The organism is Robertmurraya dakarensis (assembly GCF_900156875.1).
Classification (GTDB): Bacteria; Bacillota; Bacilli; order Bacillales; family Cytobacillaceae; genus Robertmurraya; species Robertmurraya dakarensis.
On the sequence record NZ_LT707408.1, the window covers coordinates 894,710 to 911,717 of the forward strand.

15 protein-coding genes are annotated in these 17,008 nt (G+C 38.9%); 8 read left to right on the forward strand and 7 right to left on the reverse strand.

The genetic code is table 11. From position 1 onward, the window contains the following. Positions 1-36 precede the first annotated feature (36 nt). Together addB and addA are read left to right on the forward strand one after the other, a co-directional pair. Positions 37-3,549, forward strand: coding sequence for a helicase-exonuclease AddAB subunit AddB (gene addB, locus CZ487_RS05510; RefSeq protein ID WP_077211138.1), 3,513 nt, complete (start codon positions 37-39; stop codon positions 3,547-3,549). Further along, positions 3,518-7,276 carry a helicase-exonuclease AddAB subunit AddA gene (gene addA, locus CZ487_RS05515; protein ID WP_077211139.1) on the forward strand — a complete coding sequence of 1,253 codons (3,759 nt, stop codon included), beginning with the start codon at positions 3,518-3,520 and terminating at the stop codon, positions 7,274-7,276. The genes addB and addA overlap by 32 nt, the downstream gene beginning before the upstream one ends. Before the next feature lie 70 nt (positions 7,277-7,346). Here addA and CZ487_RS05520 read toward each other — a convergent pair whose 3' ends face one another. From CZ487_RS05520 to CZ487_RS05545, 6 genes are all read right to left on the reverse strand, one after another. Next, positions 7,347-7,565 (reverse strand): spore germination protein, encoded by a 219-nt coding sequence (locus tag CZ487_RS05520; protein ID WP_077211140.1) that lies wholly within the window; start codon positions 7,563-7,565, stop codon positions 7,347-7,349. Positions 7,566-7,627: 62 nt separating this feature from the next. Next, the gene (locus tag CZ487_RS05525; protein WP_077211141.1) at positions 7,628-8,002 is read right to left on the reverse strand and encodes a spore germination protein GerPE; all 375 of its coding nucleotides are present in this window, start codon (positions 8,000-8,002) and stop codon (positions 7,628-7,630) included. A gap of 4 nt (positions 8,003-8,006) precedes the next feature. Continuing rightward, the gene (locus tag CZ487_RS05530) at positions 8,007-8,186 is read right to left on the reverse strand and encodes a spore gernimation protein GerPD (RefSeq protein WP_077211142.1); all 180 of its coding nucleotides are present in this window, start codon (positions 8,184-8,186) and stop codon (positions 8,007-8,009) included. Positions 8,187-8,192: 6 nt separating this feature from the next. Then, positions 8,193-8,798, reverse strand: coding sequence for a spore germination protein GerPC (gene gerPC / locus CZ487_RS05535; protein WP_077211143.1), 606 nt, complete (start codon positions 8,796-8,798; stop codon positions 8,193-8,195). A gap of 37 nt (positions 8,799-8,835) precedes the next feature. After that, positions 8,836-9,075, reverse strand: a complete 240-nt coding sequence (locus CZ487_RS05540) for a spore germination protein GerPB (protein WP_077211144.1) — start codon at positions 9,073-9,075, stop codon at positions 8,836-8,838. Positions 9,076-9,089: 14 nt separating this feature from the next. Further along, on the reverse strand, positions 9,090-9,311 hold the full coding sequence (locus CZ487_RS05545) for a spore germination protein (protein ID WP_077211145.1): 222 nt from the start codon (positions 9,309-9,311) through the stop codon (positions 9,090-9,092). 147 nt (positions 9,312-9,458) lie between these two features. Between CZ487_RS05545 and CZ487_RS05550 the strand changes: the two genes are divergently transcribed. The 6 genes from CZ487_RS05550 (at position 9,459) to ppdK (ending at position 16,337) form a co-directional block, all read left to right on the forward strand. Then, positions 9,459-10,625 carry a DUF418 domain-containing protein gene (locus CZ487_RS05550; protein ID WP_237562807.1) on the forward strand — a complete coding sequence of 389 codons (1,167 nt, stop codon included), beginning with the start codon at positions 9,459-9,461 and terminating at the stop codon, positions 10,623-10,625. Between the two features lie 50 nt (positions 10,626-10,675). Then, complete coding sequence (locus CZ487_RS05555; RefSeq protein WP_077211146.1) at positions 10,676-11,578, forward strand: fumarylacetoacetate hydrolase family protein; 903 nt, start codon at positions 10,676-10,678, stop codon at positions 11,576-11,578. Positions 11,579-11,666: 88 nt separating this feature from the next. Further along, a complete protein-coding gene (locus CZ487_RS05560; RefSeq protein WP_077211147.1) occupies positions 11,667-12,011 on the forward strand; it encodes a YisL family protein in 345 nt (114 codons plus the stop codon). 192 nt (positions 12,012-12,203) lie between these two features. Beyond that, the gene (locus CZ487_RS05565) at positions 12,204-12,893 is read left to right on the forward strand and encodes a transcriptional regulator CcpN (RefSeq protein WP_077211148.1); all 690 of its coding nucleotides are present in this window, start codon (positions 12,204-12,206) and stop codon (positions 12,891-12,893) included. Further along, positions 12,883-13,698, forward strand: coding sequence for a pyruvate, water dikinase regulatory protein (locus CZ487_RS05570; RefSeq protein ID WP_077211149.1), 816 nt, complete (start codon positions 12,883-12,885; stop codon positions 13,696-13,698). The genes CZ487_RS05565 and CZ487_RS05570 overlap by 11 nt, the downstream gene beginning before the upstream one ends. 2 nt (positions 13,699-13,700) lie before the next feature. Beyond that, positions 13,701-16,337: a pyruvate, phosphate dikinase gene (ppdK, locus tag CZ487_RS05575; RefSeq protein WP_077211150.1), complete on the forward strand. Its 2,637-nt coding sequence runs from the start codon at positions 13,701-13,703 to the stop codon at positions 16,335-16,337. 41 nt (positions 16,338-16,378) lie between these two features. On the opposite strand, the gene CZ487_RS05580 is transcribed toward ppdK, so the two are convergent. After that, on the reverse strand, positions 16,379-16,942 hold the full coding sequence (locus CZ487_RS05580; protein ID WP_077211151.1) for a DUF2777 domain-containing protein: 564 nt from the start codon (positions 16,940-16,942) through the stop codon (positions 16,379-16,381). Positions 16,943-17,008: the final 66 nt, after the last annotated feature.

The following is a 17,008-nucleotide window of genomic DNA, read 5'->3' on the forward strand; positions in this document are numbered from 1 at the left end:
AAACAAAAGGTCAGAAATGATAAAGGAGGTTCACAAATGTCAATCCGATTACTAATTGGACGAGCTGGTACGGGGAAAACAACAGTATGCTTGAATGAACTGCAAAATCATATGCTTCATGAACCAGACGGTCATCCATTAATCTATTTAGTTCCTGATCAAATGACCTTTTTATCGGAATATAAATTAGTCTCAGCCTCCGGATTAAGTGGAATGATTCGTACGCAAGTGTATAGCTTCTCCAGACTTGCCTGGAGGATATTGCAGGAAACAGGCGGTATCAGCAGATATCATTTAAATAATGTAGGGATCAGCATGCTGATTCAAAAAATTATTGATGACAAAAAAGATGAACTAAAGCTTTTTGAAAAAGCATCAGATAAAAATGGGTTTATTCAACAAATGGAACAAATCTTAGTTGAATTTAAACGATATTGCATCCGTCCTGAAGAGCTCGCTGAAAAACAGCATTTTCTATCTGAGCAGGATAGTGCAGAAAGAGTACTGCAGGATAAGCTGCATGACCTGGAATTGATCTACCAGGCTTTTGAAGAAGCTTTATTTGGTAAATATATAGATACAGAAGATTATTTAAAGCTGCTGGCAGAAAAGATTAGCCAGTCACAATATTTAAAAAGTGCGGAGATTTATATTGACGGTTTCCATAGTTTTACGCCGCAAGAATATATGATTGTAGAACAACTTATGAATCATTGCAGACGTGTTACCATTGCTTTGACACTAGATAAGCCATTTTATGAACAGTCTCCTGATGAACTTCATCTTTTTCGTATGTCAGGTGAAACATGTCAGACAATTTATGAGATTGCTAGAATAAATGGTATTGAAGTGGAAGAGTTCGTGCTGCATGAACAAATGAGGATGGCTCATGACTCTTTACAGCATTTAGAAACTCATTTTGACAGCCGTCCAGCGGTTGCTTACACAAAGGAACCATTGATTCATTTAGGACAAGCTGTAAATAGGAGAGCAGAAATTGAAGGGATTAGCCGTACAATCCGGAAGCTTGTTAGAGAAGAAGGCTATCGTTACCGTGATATCGCCCTTTTAATGAGGAATGGGCATGACTACCACGACACGATTGAGACGGTCTTTGAAGATTATGAAATACCTGTTTTTATCGATCAAAAACGAACAATGCTGAACCACCCGCTCATGGAACTAATCCGTTCTAGTCTAGAAATCATTAATGGATTTTGGAGATATGAGCCTGTCTTTAGGGCTGTTAAAACAGAATTATTGTTTCCAGTAGAAGCAAATCGTACCCTTATCAGAGAAAAAATGGATGTGCTGGAGAACTATGTGCTCGCCTATGGAATTCAAGGTGAAAAGTGGACAAAGCGCGATCGTTTTAAGTATAAGCGGTTTCGAGGTCTTGAATTTGAATCTACCGTCCAAACCGATGAGGAATTAAAGATGGAGAACGAATTGAATGAACTGAGAACAATGATTACTTCGCCTATTCTGAGGTTATCGAGAAGGCTGAAAAAGGCTGAAGTGGGCCGGGAGTACTGTGAAGCACTTTATTTATTTTTAGAAGAAATCGAGATTCCAACCAAACTTGAATCTTGGAAACAAGCTGAAGAAGAAAAGGGAAATCTAATTAAGGCAAGGGAACATGATCAAGCATGGAATGCGGTGATGGAGCTCTTAGACCAGTTTGTAGAAATGCTTGGTGATGAGCAGCTATCGATGAAAAAATTCGCTTCCATTTTAGATGCAGGCTTGGAATCTTTTAGGTTTTCACTTGTTCCGCCGGCAATGGACCAAGTATTGGCAGCAGATTTAGAAAAATCGCGTTTAGATGATGTGAAAATTGCTTTTGTCATTGGATTAAATGAAGGGGTGTTACCTGCAAAGTTTTCTGATGATGGAATATTGGCGGATGAAGATAGGGAAAACTTGTTAATGAAAGGGCTAAAGATATCAGCGAGCAGTACTATAAAGCTTTTGGATGAAGAGTTTATTGCCTACACGGCCTTTACGACACCGTCAGACAGGCTGTATATCAGTTATCCTTTAGCTAATGAAGAAGGAAAGGCGCTGCTGCCCTCACCTTATATTAAAAGAATTACATCTTTATTTCCTAATGTTCTTCATCATGTCTATATGACAGAACCGTCAGAGATGAGTGAAGTCGAACAGCTCGATTTTATTTCTAATGAATTAACGGCAATTTCCTTTTTAACGGCACAGCTGCAGCTAAAGAAGCGCAATTACCCAATACATGATATTTGGTGGGATGTATATAATCATTACTTGCATTCACCCAATTGGCGTGAAAAGACTAAGAAAATATTATCTAGTTTAAATTATAAAAATCAATCCACGCCGCTTTCACCTGAAACAACCGAGGATTTATATGGAGACAGTATTCAAGCAAGTGTTTCAAGAATGGAATTATTTAATAGCTGTCCGTTCTCCCATTTTGCGCAGCATGGATTAAAGCTTCGCGAAAGACAGGTATTTCGATTAGAAGCTCCCGATATAGGCGAACTGTTTCATGGCGCATTGAAGTATATCGTGGAAACGGTGATGGTCAGCAAAACTTCATGGAATGAGATGACAAAGGAAGAAATTGAAAAGCTGGCAAAAGAAGCCGTTGAATTATTGGCTCCGAAATTGCAGCATGAAATTCTACTTAGCTCGAACCGTCATCATTATATTAAAAGAAAGCTTCAGCAAATCATTAGCAGAGCTTCAAATGTGTTAAAAGAGCATGCGGTCGCTAGTGATTTTGTACCTGTTGGACTTGAAATTCCGTTTGGGCCGAAACAAAAACTTCCTGCGATGAAGTTCTCATTGAAAAATGGAACAAAGATGGAGTTGATCGGAAGAATTGACCGAGTTGATAAGGCAGAGGACAATAATTCGGTGTTTTTAAGAATTATAGATTATAAATCAAGTGAGAGAGATTTAAACATTAATGAAGTTTATTATGGCCTTGCCCTGCAAATGTTAACCTATCTAGATATTATTCTCGAAAACTCTTTCGCGTTAGTAGGAAAACAAGCTGACCCCGCTGGAGTTCTTTATTTTCACGTGCATAATCCGATTGTTAATAGCACAAAGATACTTTCATTAGATGAAATTGAGAAGGAGCTCCTGAAGAAATTTAAAATGAATGGCCTTATGCTGGGTGATGAAAGAGTCATTAAACTGATGGATAATACGCTGGAATCCGGAGATTCGCAGATCATATCTGCAGGAATAAAGAAGGATGGTACACTTTCGCAGCGTTCTAAGGTGGCAAAAAAAGAAGAGTTTAACGAACTAAGAAGTTTTGTGCGAAGTAAGTATGTTCAAACGGGAAATGCAATCGTGGACGGGAAGGTGGAAATTTCACCTTATAAAATGAAGGACCGATCTCCTTGTACTTTTTGTTCGTATAAAACAGTTTGTCAATTCGATGAATCAATGGAAGGAAATCAGTATCGTAAGCTATTGATACAACCGAAGGAACGTATTATGGAGCTAATTAGAAAGGAGGAGGAACATGACGAGAATGATCCTGCCACCGAAGCCTGAAGGGGCAACATGGACGGATGATCAATGGAAAGCAATCACTGCAAGCGGACAGGATATCCTCGTTGCTGCTGCAGCGGGGTCAGGAAAAACGGCTGTACTTGTAGAGAGAATTATTAAGAAAATTATTTCTTCACACGACCCCATTAACGTAGATCAATTATTGGTCGTGACGTTTACTAATGCATCAGCCGCAGAAATGAAACACCGTATTGGAGAAGCATTGGAAAAAGCGATTAACGAAAATCCATCATCCAAGCATCTAAGGAAGCAATTGACTCTTTTAAATAGAGCGTCCATTTCGACCCTGCACTCCTTTTGTCTTGAGGTAATACGTAAATATTATTACAGAATTGATGTGGACCCGGGATTTCGGATTGGAGATGAGACGGAAGTTCAGCTTTTACGGGATGAAGTTATGGAAGAATTGTTTGAGGAAGAGTATGGGAAGAAGGACAATGAATCGTTTTATGCTCTCGTTGACACTTTTTCGAATGATCGCAGTGATTTAGCACTTCAAAATATTGTTCGAGAAATTTATGATTTTGCCAGATCGAATCCAGAACCTGAACAATATTTACAATCCATGATACAGATGTATAAGGTGGACGAGTCTGTTCCTTTAGAGAAACTCCCCTTTATGCATTCATTAATGTATCATATAGAGCTCCAGCTAGAGGGGGCGAAGCAGCTGCTTCAGCGTGCCCTCCAATTAAGTGAGATGCCCGGAGGTCCTGCGCCGCGGGCAGAGAACTTCCTCGACGATATCCGAATCATCGACAGCTTATTGGAGGCAAAGAATGAGTCATGGGAAAGATTATATTTTGCTTTGCAGGCAATTTCCTTTTCAAGAGCTAAACCGTGTAAAGGTGATGAATTCGATAAAGAGTTAATAGAACGGGCTCAAAAACTGCGTGATAAAGCCAAAAAGGCCGTTCAAAGTATTCAAGGGGAGTTCTTTTCGCGAAAACCGGAAAGTTTCCTGCGCGATATGAAGGAAATGTCAACACATATAGAAACTTTAGCAGAGCTGATTAACCGATTTTCTGACGCTTTTAATGCTGTTAAGAAAGAAAAAGGACTTGTTGATTTTGCTGATTTAGAGCATTTTTGTCTGCAGATATTAGGAGAAAAGGATACGGACGGAAACCTCATTCCTTCTGATGCAGGCAGATCTTACAAAAATCAGTTTAAAGAAGTCTTTGTAGACGAATATCAAGATACGAATATGGTGCAAGAAGCCATTCTCCAACTTGTAACAGCGGAAAGTGAAGAGAACGGGAACTTGTTCATGGTAGGGGATGTTAAGCAGTCCATTTATCGTTTTCGTCTAGCAGAGCCGAATTTATTTTTAGGGAAATATAATCGCTTTACTGTGGATGGAGAGGAAACAGGCTTAAAGATTGATCTGTCGAAAAACTTTAGAAGCAGAAAAGAAATTTTAGATGGCACTAATTTTCTTTTTAAACAACTAATGGGGGTTAAGGTTGGCGAAATAGAGTATGATCAGGCCGCAGAGCTTGTAAAAGGTGCCAATTATCCGGAAGACGAGAATCACCCCATTCAATTACTGTTGATTGATCAAGAAGGAAAAGAAAGTGTGGAAGAGGAAAATGAGGATGCTGCGTCAATCCAATTCGACGCCGCCGATCTTGAACAATCACAGCTTGAAGCAAAAGTGATAGCTTCTAGGATAAAAAAGATGATTGAAGAGAGAAAGCAGGTCTTCAATTCAAAAAGCAATACAAATCGCCCAATCATGTACAGAGATATTGTCATTTTACTCCGCTCGATGACATGGGCGCCGCAAATTATGGAAGAATTTAAAGAACAAGGCATTCCGATTTATGCTAATTTATCTGCCGGTTATTTTGAAGCAACAGAAGTCTCGATTATCATGTCATTATTAAAAATTATTGATAACCCATATCAAGATATTCCTCTTGCTTCTGTTCTGAGGTCTCCGATTGTTGGCTTATCAGAAGAGGAACTAGCTTTAATCCGCGTTCAAAATCGGCGTGGTGCCTATTATGATGCGGTGGTATCTTTCCATCAGTCGAAGCCTTCTCCTCAAAGAGAAGAACTGCATGAGAAAATCAGTAAATTCCAAGAAATGCTGGAGAAATGGAGATCTCAAGCGAGACAAGGTGCGCTCTCCGAACTCATTTGGCAATTGTATCGTGACACAGGGTTTTTTGATTTTGTCGGCGGACTGCCTGGCGGGAAGCAAAGACAGGCCAACTTGAGAGCACTGTACGATCGGGCGCGGCAATATGAGGAAACTTCTTTTAGAGGATTGTTCCGTTTCCTCCGCTTTGTTGAACGGATGAGAGATCGTGGAGATGATTTGGGAGCCGCACGTGCTCTTGGTGAGCAAGAGGATGTTGTTCGAATTATGACGATCCACTCCAGTAAGGGACTTGAGTTTCCTGTAGTCTTTATTGCGGGTCTTGGGCGCCAATTTAATATGATGGATTTGAAAAAGAATTATATGCTTGATAAAGAATATGGATTTGCAGCGAAGTATGTAAACGCAGAAAAGAGAATTTCGTATCCATCTCTTCCCCAATTAGCGTTCAGAGGAAAGAAGAGGCTTGAAATGCTTGCGGAAGAAATGCGCGTCTTATATGTTGCTTTAACAAGAGCAAAAGAGGAATTATATTTAATCGCCTCTGTTAAAGAGCTTGAAAAAAAGCTGGAGGAATGGACACAGCAGCTAAATTCTTACGACTGGCTTCTTAAAGACTATGACCGCTATTCTGCCAAAAGCTATCTCGATTGGATTGGCCCTGCGTTGGTTAGACATAGAGAATGCCAACAGTTAAGACTAAATGAAAGTATCCCGTCTATTCTTACATCAGATATAGTAAATCACCCATCTGAATGGAAAGTGGAAATCATGAATGTCAATGAGATTTCAAAGGATGATGAAGCTGCGGAAGAAGGCGGGGAAGCTGTATTGGATCAAGTGTTCCGCGGTGAACCTGTAAACATTTATTCAGAGTGGAAAGATCAAGTTGAGAAGCAGCTAAGCTGGGAATATTCATTTAAAGACGCGGCTACTCATCGGTCGAAGCAATCCGTTTCGGAAATGAAAAGGGCTAGAGAGATGAGTATTGAGGACAGTGGTCAAGAGATGGTTAAATTCAAGAAACCATTATTAAATCGTCCGCGCTTTATGCAGGAAAAAACATTAACTCCTGCCGAAAGAGGAACCGCCATGCATATGGTGATGCAGCATATTGACTTTTCTCAGCATATCGACGAAAAGGCCATTCAACTATTGATTGAAGAAATGGTTGAAAAGGAATTACTGACGAATGATCAAAAAGATGTAATTGATTGTGAACAAATTGTTCAGTTTTTTAGAAGCGATGTAGGAGAAAGATTGCTTGCAGCGGAAAATGTTAAGCGGGAAGTTCCGTTTAGTGCCGCTTTTTCAGCTCGTGCCGCATATCCAAACTGGGAAGGAAATGACGAACATATCCTTATTCAAGGGGTAATGGACTGTATTTTTGAGGATGAGCATGGACTCGTTTTGGTTGATTATAAAACAGATGGAATCACTGACCGCTACAAAGGTGGATTTAAAGAGGCTAGACCTATTCTCGAAGATCGTTACCGTGTTCAAATTGAATTATATACACAGGCATTGGAACAAATCTTAAAGAAGAAAGTGTCAGAACGTTATCTATTTTTCTTTGACGGTGGACACTTGGTGAAATTATAACAAAAAAACCGATAAGGGCTATTTAAGCTCTATCGGTTTTTATATTACTATTCAACTGGAATCTGTATATTTAATTATTTCCAGTAATAGGCTGATCTACCACATTTGTATCTACTCTGTTACTTGCACTGAAGGCATTATTGGTGATAATGAATCCTCCGGTATTTCCAGCCCCAGAGCCTGAAGTACTTTTCGAAGCACTTTTAGGAGAGATAAACAGCGTATCCCCGAATTGGACAACTCCCCCTCCGACATTTACGATCTGCACAGGACCTACAATAGCTGGCATTTATACCATCCTTTTCTTTTTACTGATAACAGTGTATGCATTGGGCAAATCAGCGTGCGTTCTTATTTCCTTCCATTTAACTGTCTAATATGCTTAACTCGAGCTTCAAGAAAAACATTGTTGCTGCTCCCAATATGAAGGATAGATGAAGTTGATACCCCTATAATATCAATTCGATTAACTTTAATAAATGAATTAATGGGAGAGGATTCATAAGTGAGCTCCTCTGTAATGGGATCTAAAGGGATTTCCCTTTTGAATATTTCAAAGTCATCAAAGTTTGCTTCGTTACTAAAAAATAGTTCTTGTTCTCTCTGAATAGCAATAGCTCTTGAAAATGCATGAATAGCCGTCGAATCTCCAATTTCAAAAGTCGAAGTGGTGGCAAGTGAATCAATCGTGATGTGATTTACATAGGAAGTTCTCTTATTTAACATATCCTTAACCTTGCGGGTTTAATGGGACAAATGGTCCTATAATTAATGATTCAGCAGGGGTATCAAAAATCGACGCCAATTGAATCACTTCTGTATCGCCGACTAAAACGAGAGAAGAGCTCGCTACACCGCTAATTCGAATATTCCCGACATCGAGTTCTCGATTATATACTTGAAAATTCATATATGATCAGTCCTTTTCTTTATTTGGAAGGTTTTGCAGAAAAGTAAGAACAGCCTTTTCGATATCTTGTTTTATTTGCTTTTCAATATGGTCATTCACTTTGCCTTTTGCCTCGGCAGAACGTTCATTGATTGGGATTTGTTTTAAGTAATGATCAATTCGATTTGGAAGCTGTTTTTTGATATCCTCCCTAATAAAATCAATATAGGCATCATCTACTTTCCTATCAAGCTGTTCCTCATACTTATTTATTAGGGGTTTTAAGTCCGTTTCTAGATATTGATAGATTCGATCCTCGATTTCCATTGTCCGTTCCATCTGATCTTTAGGGGAGCTGGGAGTTGCAATATTCTTATTTTCAACTTCAAAATCTTCAATTCCTTCGAGGTCAGATGGGTTTAAACCGATGTTTAACGTTCCTTCTAAAGTTTCAACCTTGAGTTGATCAAATTTATATTGTATGGTATCAACATGAACAGGTGGACGGGATTTAAGATTGTTTACTTCCTGTTGCAGATTCTTCAACGTCTTCTCGAGCTCGCGTATTCTTTTTTCCTGTGAATGGACTAGTGTATGCATTTGTTGAATGTAGGTATACAAATCTTGTGTCAAACAAACCACCTCATCAAATGTTGTAAATTTAAAAGAATTATACAGTTGGTGCTGCAGGCGGGCCTAAAGGCACAGCGGGCTGTGAAATTAAACCTTGCGGACTTGTTGTACCCGGTTTTTCTGCTTCCGGTGCAGGCTGGGTAAATCCGCCGGTATTATAAAGGTGGGAGACAGGTTTTATGAGTCCGGCGCTCCCTATTTGGAAAACGGATGAATTCGATATCCCTTCTATTTTAATCATATTAATTTGAATAGATTGCTGAATATAAAAATTCATAGTACCACCTACTATTAAGTGTTTAGAAAAATACTTTGATCAGCCATATCCTGATCGAAAGTGTTGGTTGTGCTAATATGGTTATGCACTTCTAAGACCTCTCCTGTGTTGAACGATCCAGCACCAGAAAAGGTCTTTACTGAAGCTACCGGCATGATTTTATATACATCTCCAATATTAAAGACGGAACTTGTTCCGATTGAAATGACTTGAGCAATTCCAACAATTGCTGGCATGAATGACACCCTTTTCTTAATTAGTTATCAGATAAACGAAGAGAATTACTTTATCATATGTCCTTTTAGGCTAGATGTGATTAAAACGCCTAAGAAGACAGGTTATACTAGATAGGAATTGAAAAATATAAAGAGGAGAAATGGCATTTGAACCCGTTTGAAGAAAATAGAATCATGTCCTTAGACGTGATGAGAGGCATTGCTATTTTTGGGATTTTTTTAGTGAATATGCTTTCCTTTCATTCCCCCTTCCTTTATTTAGACCCATTTTCTTGGTGGCAGTCGCCAAGTGATCAATTTACATATATACTCATTGATATTTTTGCGCAAGGCAGCTTTTATCCGTTATTTGCTCTTTTATTTGGCTACGGCCTAATCATATTAAGAAATAGAACAATTGAAAAAGGATTGTCCTTTATTCCGCTGGCATTAAGAAGATTTTCGATTCTTCTCATAATAGGAATTGTTCATGCCATATTCATTTGGCATGGAGATATATTGGTCAATTATGCCGTTTTTGGTTTTATCTTTCTTCTCTTCATTAAAATGTCGGCAAAAAGCATGATGGTTACAGGTTTTATTTTATGGTTAGTGCCGAATCTGTTTTTATCTTTTTTATTGCTGGCCTCTGGAGGGGATATACCGATTTATAATCAAATGGAAGCCAGAGAGTCTGTTGAAATTTATCAGCAAGGAAGCTTTATGGAAATTACAGAACAGAGAATGGCAGACTGGTATGCTGTAAATAACCCCGCCAATGGAATCTTTATGTTATTTTCTATTTTTAGTTTTTTTCTAATTGGCGGAGGGGCAGCGAAGCTAAGAATCGTCGAAAGAATAGTGGAACTGAGAAAGCCCTTAAAATTAGCTTTAATTTTCTTCCTCACGTTAGGGTTTAGTTTGAAATTACTTCCTTATATTCTAGACCGCAATATAGCACTTGAATATATACAAGATGCATTCGGTGGTCCATTGCTTGCGATCGCATTATGGATTTTGATCTCATTAATCCTATGCAGACAAGAGATGGCGAAGCGGCTTGCTATTTTTGCACCAGTCGGTAGAATGTCGATTAGCAATTACTTAATTCAATCATTGTTATCAACTTTTCTTTTTTATTCCTATGGAGCTGGCTTATATGATAAAATTTCAGTGATTATTGGGACAATTTTAGTCATACTGATCTATGCAGGTCAGATTTTGATGAGCCGATATTGGCTGAAAGGACACAGATATGGTCCAGTAGAATGGCTTTGGCGCAGCTTGACCTATAAAAAGCTTCAGCCATGGAAAGTAAAGGGCAGAAAATTTTAGAAAAATAAATGATATGAGATAATAAATCATGTAGATAAGGAGTGGGGAAGATGAAATTTGTAAGTGCGAAAGACAATCAAGGTACTTTTATAGGAGTTCTCTATCAAGAAGAATACGTACTACCTATAAAAAGAATGGAACAAGTTTGGAAAGGGGAAAGCAATCTCCCAGAAACAATGATTGATTGTATAGGCTTGGGAGCCGAATTTGCTGAAAGGGTTTCAAAACTATTGGAATGGGTTGATCAACATCCTGATAAAAAAGAATTGTTGATATCTCTAAGTGGAGTGAAATTACTTGCTCCTATTCCAAGACCCTCTAAGAATATCTTCTGTGTAGGAAAAAACTATGCGGAGCATGCGATTGAAATGGGAAGCAAAGAGGATATTCCTGAGCATGTGATGGTGTTTACGAAAGCGCCCACTTCTGTTATCGGGCCAAATGAAAAGGTACATAGTCATCATCAAGTAACAGAACAGCTTGACTATGAAGGGGAACTAGCGGTAGTGATTGGCAAAAAGGGGAAGGAGATAAAAAAAGAAGAGGCACTTGATTATGTATTCGGATATACGATTATCAATGATGTTACAGCAAGAGACCTGCAGGCGAGACATAAACAATTCTTTATTGGAAAAAGTCTAGATACAACCTGTCCGATGGGACCATGGATTGTGCATAGCTCTAGAATAGATAATCCAAATAATTTGGATATTGAAACGCGTATTAATGAAGAGGTAAGACAGCACTCTAACACAGAGAACTTTATTTTTCCGATAGAAGAAATCATTTCTGTTCTTTCAAAAGGCATGACACTTGAACCTGGTGACATCATAGCGACGGGGACACCAGCTGGTGTAGGCAAAGGTTTTAAACCGCCTCGTTTCTTGAAAGCCGGAGATAAAATGGAGATTACGATTGAAGGCATTGGTACCCTTCGAAATGATGTGGAGTAAACGTCATGAAAGTTACAATGTTTTCTTTGGTCTTTTAAAAATAAGTATGATAAGATGTTTTTGACTGAATTTTGAGGGAGGCAAAGCAATGACACATGCCCATATAACCACTTGGGTGTTAACTATCATCCTGTTTTTTGCCGCTTTAGCACTTCATAAAAGCGGGAAGTTAAGAGCACAAAAAGTTGTACATATGATTTTAAGATTGTTCTACTTACTAACAATCGCTACAGGTGGTATGTTAATTACATCTTTCTCTGCATATGCGTTAAAGTTAGTTTTTGGAATTTTGGTTATTGTTTTCATGGAAATGGTGTTAGTTCGGACGAACAAGGAGAAAAAGACGACGGCTTTCTGGTTATTGTTCGTTGTGTCTTTGATCGTAACATTATACCTAGGATTTTCCCTGCCACAGGGATTTGATTTCTTCTAAAACATTATAAAACCTTAAAAAGCTGCCATTTTGGCGGCTTTTTTCATTACATTTCAAATCCAATAATAATTTATTGCACATTTTGTCACAAAAAATGATAAATTATCTTTCTCAATTTCTGCTAAATGTTATATACTATAAATCAAAAGGTATAACACATTTGGCGTTTTACATAAAAAATATAACCTAATTATGGTTCGAAGGGTGGTGGAAGTTATTAAACTCACAAAAAGACAGGAAGAGATTCTTCAAATTGTGAAAGAATTTGGCCCAATAACCGGGAAACAAATTGCAGATAAATTATCATTAACAAGAGCCACTCTTCGTCCAGATTTAGCGATTTTAACCATGGTAGGAAATTTAGAAGCTAGGCCGCGTGTAGGATATTCCTATAAGGGGATTGAGATAGACCAATTAACAGATTGGTTTGCTACTCATCTTGTTAGCGCATATAAGGCACATCCAATTGTGTTAAATAAGTCAACATCCGTTTATGATGCGATCGTTCAGATATTTCTCCATGATGTCGGGACTATCTATGCTGTTGACGGTGATGGTCATCTTGAAGGTGTCATTTCAAGAAAAGATCTTTTGCGCGCTTCAATTGGAAATCAAAGTCTCCATGGCCTGCCTGTTAGTGTGATCATGACTAGAATGCCCAATATTATTATGGTTCAGCCTGAAGAAACTCTTCTTGATGCAGCTAAGAAAATGATTGATCACCATATAGACTCCCTGCCTGTTGTACAAGCAAGCCAGCTAAAAGAAGAAACATATAAGGTGGTCGGGAGGATCACAAAGACGACCATTTCAAAAGCATTTATCGAAATTGGTCAACATCATTCAACAATAAAGGGAAGTGAGAGTCATATTGGAAGGTAAAAAAACGGTTTATATCATTTCTGATTCTGTCGGGGAAACGGCGGAACTTGTTGTAAAAGCTGTAGCAACACAATTTAATGGAGGCAACGTCGATATTGTACGAAGTTCATATGTGGAGGATATAGAAGATATTGAAGATGTTCTTCTTATGGCCAAACAAAGTCCTTCTATTATCGCCTACACAATCGTGATCCCTTCCTTAAAGGATTATTTGGATAAAAGGGCAATGGAAGAGAAAATTGCGGCTGTAGATTTATTGCATCCACTTATCGATGCCTTCGCTAAAACCTTTCATCGCAACCCAAAGAATCAGCCGAAGCTCATGAGAAAGCTGGATGATTCTTATTTTCGTAAAATCGAAGCCATTGAGTTTGCGGTTAAATATGATGATGGACGCGATCCAAGAGGCATTCTTAAAGCTGATATCGTATTAATCGGAGTTTCAAGAACTTCGAAAACACCATTGTCTATGTATCTAGCAAATAAAAGATATAAAGTAGCGAATGTTCCACTAGTGCCAGAGGTGTCACCGCCAGATGAATTATATGAGATTCCTAGAAGCAAATGTGTCGGGCTGATTATTACACCAGATAAGCTGAATATGATCCGAAAAGAACGTCTGCGCAGCCTAGGGTTAACATCAGGAGCAAACTATGCAAGCTTTGAACGAATTCTTGAGGAATTAGAGTACGCCGAGAAAATTATGAAACGAATTGGCTGTCCAATTATCAATGTTTCAAATAAGGCAGTAGAAGAAACGGCTGACTATATACTGGATGTTTTGAAAAAAGAGAGGAGCTCCTAAAAATGAAAAGGTTTGTATATCTGTTTAACGAAGGTAATAGCAGTATGAAAGAATTATTAGGAGGAAAAGGGGCTAACCTTGCAGAAATGACAAGCATCGGTCTGCCTGTTCCTTATGGCTTTACGATTTCTACGGAAGCGTGCAATGACTATTATGAGGCTGGCAAAACGATATCTGCTGAATTTCAGGAACAAGTGTTAGCTTCACTAAAGAAACTTGAAGAACAAACGGGGAAGCGTCTTGGCGATCCAAGTAATCCACTGTTAGTTTCTGTACGTTCAGGAGCCGTCTTCAGCATGCCTGGGATGATGGACACCATTCTTAACCTTGGTATGAATGATGAAACAGCAGAAGGTGTTGCCAAATTAACAGAAAATCCTCGATTTGCTTATGATTCATATCGCAGATTTATCCAAATGTTTTCTGATGTAGTTCTTGATGTAGACACCTTCTTCTTTGAGCAGTTATTAGAGGAGTTTAGGGAAAGCAAAGGGTATCAGTCAGACCCTGAATTGACTGCAGAAGACTGGAAAGAAGTAATTGCGGGTTATAAAGGGATTGTAAGGAAGCATACGAAAAAAGACTTTCCTCAAGAACCGAAAGACCAGTTATTTCTTTCAATCAATTCCGTATTTGATTCTTGGAACAATCAGCGTGCGATTGTGTATCGCCGCCTAAATAAAATTCCAGATCATCTTGGTACAGCGGTTAATATCCAAAGTATGGTCTTTGGAAATATGGGGAACGATTCTGGAACCGGTGTTGCGTTTACTCGTAATCCGTCCACTGGTGAAAACATCCTCTACGGTGAATACTTAATCAATGCACAAGGTGAGGATGTAGTTGCGGGAATCCGTACACCGCAGCCGATCCACACTCTCCAAGCTGAAATGCCAGAAGTGTATCAGCAATTTGTTGATACATGTGAACGACTGGAGCAGCATTATCAAGATATGCAAGATATTGAATTCACGGTTGAACGAGGCAAGCTATTCATTCTTCAAACAAGAACGGGAAAAAGAACGGCACAAGCAGCAATTAGAATTGCAGTTGAAATGGTGGAAGAGGGAATTATTGATAAGAATACAGCAATTCTTCGCGTAGACCCTGATCAGCTAAATCAATTGCTGCACCGCCGTATTGATGATTCACATCAGCGGAACCAGCTAGCAAAAGGCTTGCCTGCTTCACCTGGTGCTGCAACAGGACAGGTGGTCTTTGATGCGGATGAAGCAGAAGCATTAGGGAATGATGGGAAAAAGGTAATCCTTGTTCGTGCTGAAACGACACCAGACGATATTCATGGGATTGTTGCAGCTCAAGCTGTTGTCACAAGCCGCGGCGGAATGACAAGCCACGCAGCTGTTGTTGCAAGAGGAATGGGAAAACCTTGTATTTGTGGATGTGAACCTTTAAAAATTGATTTGAAAAATAAACAATTTACTGTTGGCGGCACGGTTGTCCACCATGGGGATATTATTACAATTGATGGCGGAACAGGAGAAATCATGTTAGGAGAAATTCCAATGATTGACCCTCAGCTTTCTGATGAATTCCAGCTGCTGTTAGAATGGGCCGACAGCGCAAGAAAGCTCGGTGTACGTGCAAATGCCGATAATCCAGTTGATGCAAAAAAAGCTTTTGAATTTGGAGCGGATGGAATCGGTCTGTGCAGAACTGAACATATGTTTATGGATACAAGCAGGCTTCCGATCGTTCAAAAAATGATTCTGGCAGAGAGCTATGAGGAACGTAAAGAAGCTTTAGAGGAGCTTCTTCCAATGCAGCAGGGAGATTTTGAAGGGATCTTTGAAGCGATGCAAGGCTTGCCAGCAACGATCCGATTGCTAGATCCTCCACTTCATGAATTTTTACCAGATAAAGAGGAGCTGCTTGTTGAAGTAACAAAGCTGCAACTAACAGAATCAAATGCTGCTGAATTAATGGAAAAAGAAAAACTGCTTAAGAAAGTTCGACAATTAGAAGAGTTTAATCCAATGCTTGGACTTCGCGGCTGCCGATTAGGATTAATGTTCCCGGAAATTTATGAAATGCAGGCAAAAGCAATTTTCTATGCAATTGCAAAAACGACTGAAACAGGTCTCGATGTCAAAGCTGAGATCATGATCCCGCTTGTTGGACATGTAAATGAGTTGAAGAAAATGCGTCAGCTTGTGATGGATGCTGCTGTTCAAATTCAAGAAGAAACAGGAAAAGAATTCGATTATACGATCGGAACAATGATTGAAATCCCGCGTGCTGCTCTAACTGCAGACCAAATTGCTGAGGAAGCTGACTTCTTCTCATTCGGTACAAATGATTTAACACAGACAACCTTTGGGTACAGCCGTGATGATGCAGAAGGAAAGTTTTTACAAGCCTATATTGAAAATAAAGTACTCCCAGATAATCCTTTCGCAGTCTTGGACCAAGACGGTGTTGGAAAGCTCGTCAGTACAGGAGTTTCACTTGGACGAAAGACGAAGCCTCAGCTCAAGACAGGAATTTGTGGAGAACACGGCGGAGAGAAAAGTTCGATTGAATTTTGCTATCAAGCAGGTTTAGATTATGTAAGTTGTTCGCCATATCGAGTACCATTGGCAAGACTTGCTGCTGCACAAGCGTCTATTCGTAATTAATAAAAAAGGGCTGTTCCATAATTGTATGGAACGGTCCTTTTTTAAGATGACAGCTTTTCAATGATCGTTCGCTTCCCATTATTTAATGTATATTCAAATCGATCACTCTTTTTTTCATAATAACAGAAATGATGCTGGACACTGCAGATATCCTCTTGGTTATCAAAAATGATAAAATTTACTCCTTCTTTTCTCTTTCCGTCGTTAAGAAAGGTTAAATGATTATAGCAATAGATGCAATCATAGATAGAAAATTTAAGTGAATTTAGATGGATGACAAACTGGTAAAAGGCATCATCTGGAATTTCCTCAAGTAATCTCTCTAAAGAATAAATAAGATGTTTGCGGATGCGGATCGTATCTTGATCCTTTAATAAAAGGATCTCGTCACCTAAACTGACTTTTCCATCCTCAAATAAGATTCCTTTTCTCCAATGCGTATAGCGTAATACTTCAATTTCTTGATGGAGGAACTCATCTAACAATGATGCTTCTTCAGTTTCGTCATCAAAAAAAACCCATTGATCATTGATGTATTCGATCGTTCCTTCAGTGTATGCACGGGTTTGAAATTCAATTAATTTTAAACGCTGCTGTCTATTCATTGTGTACCTCCAAATATGAATCCTCAACATCATTAGTAGACAATTTCCATTTATTTTAAACTTGCC

Coding starts and splice junctions, on each gene's coding strand:
- addB (WP_077211138.1), top strand. CDS start 37: ATGTCAATCCGATTACTAATTGGACGAGCTGGTACGGGGAAAACAACA.
- addA (WP_077211139.1), top strand. CDS start 3,518: ATGACGAGAATGATCCTGCCACCGAAGCCTGAAGGGGCAACATGGACG.
- CZ487_RS05520 (WP_077211140.1), bottom strand. CDS start 7,565: ATGCCAGCTATTGTAGGTCCTGTGCAGATCGTAAATGTCGGAGGGGGA.
- CZ487_RS05525 (WP_077211141.1), bottom strand. CDS start 8,002: ATGTTAAATAAGAGAACTTCCTATGTAAATCACATCACGATTGATTCA.
- CZ487_RS05530 (WP_077211142.1), bottom strand. CDS start 8,186: ATGAATTTTCAAGTATATAATCGAGAACTCGATGTCGGGAATATTCGA.
- CZ487_RS05540 (WP_077211144.1), bottom strand. CDS start 9,075: ATGAATTTTTATATTCAGCAATCTATTCAAATTAATATGATTAAAATA.
- CZ487_RS05545 (WP_077211145.1), bottom strand. CDS start 9,311: ATGCCAGCAATTGTTGGAATTGCTCAAGTCATTTCAATCGGAACAAGT.
- CZ487_RS05555 (WP_077211146.1), top strand. CDS start 10,676: ATGAAATTTGTAAGTGCGAAAGACAATCAAGGTACTTTTATAGGAGTT.
- CZ487_RS05560 (WP_077211147.1), top strand. CDS start 11,667: ATGACACATGCCCATATAACCACTTGGGTGTTAACTATCATCCTGTTT.
- CZ487_RS05565 (WP_077211148.1), top strand. CDS start 12,204: ATGGTTCGAAGGGTGGTGGAAGTTATTAAACTCACAAAAAGACAGGAA.
- ppdK (WP_077211150.1), top strand. CDS start 13,701: ATGAAAAGGTTTGTATATCTGTTTAACGAAGGTAATAGCAGTATGAAA.
- CZ487_RS05580 (WP_077211151.1), bottom strand. CDS start 16,942: ATGAATAGACAGCAGCGTTTAAAATTAATTGAATTTCAAACCCGTGCA.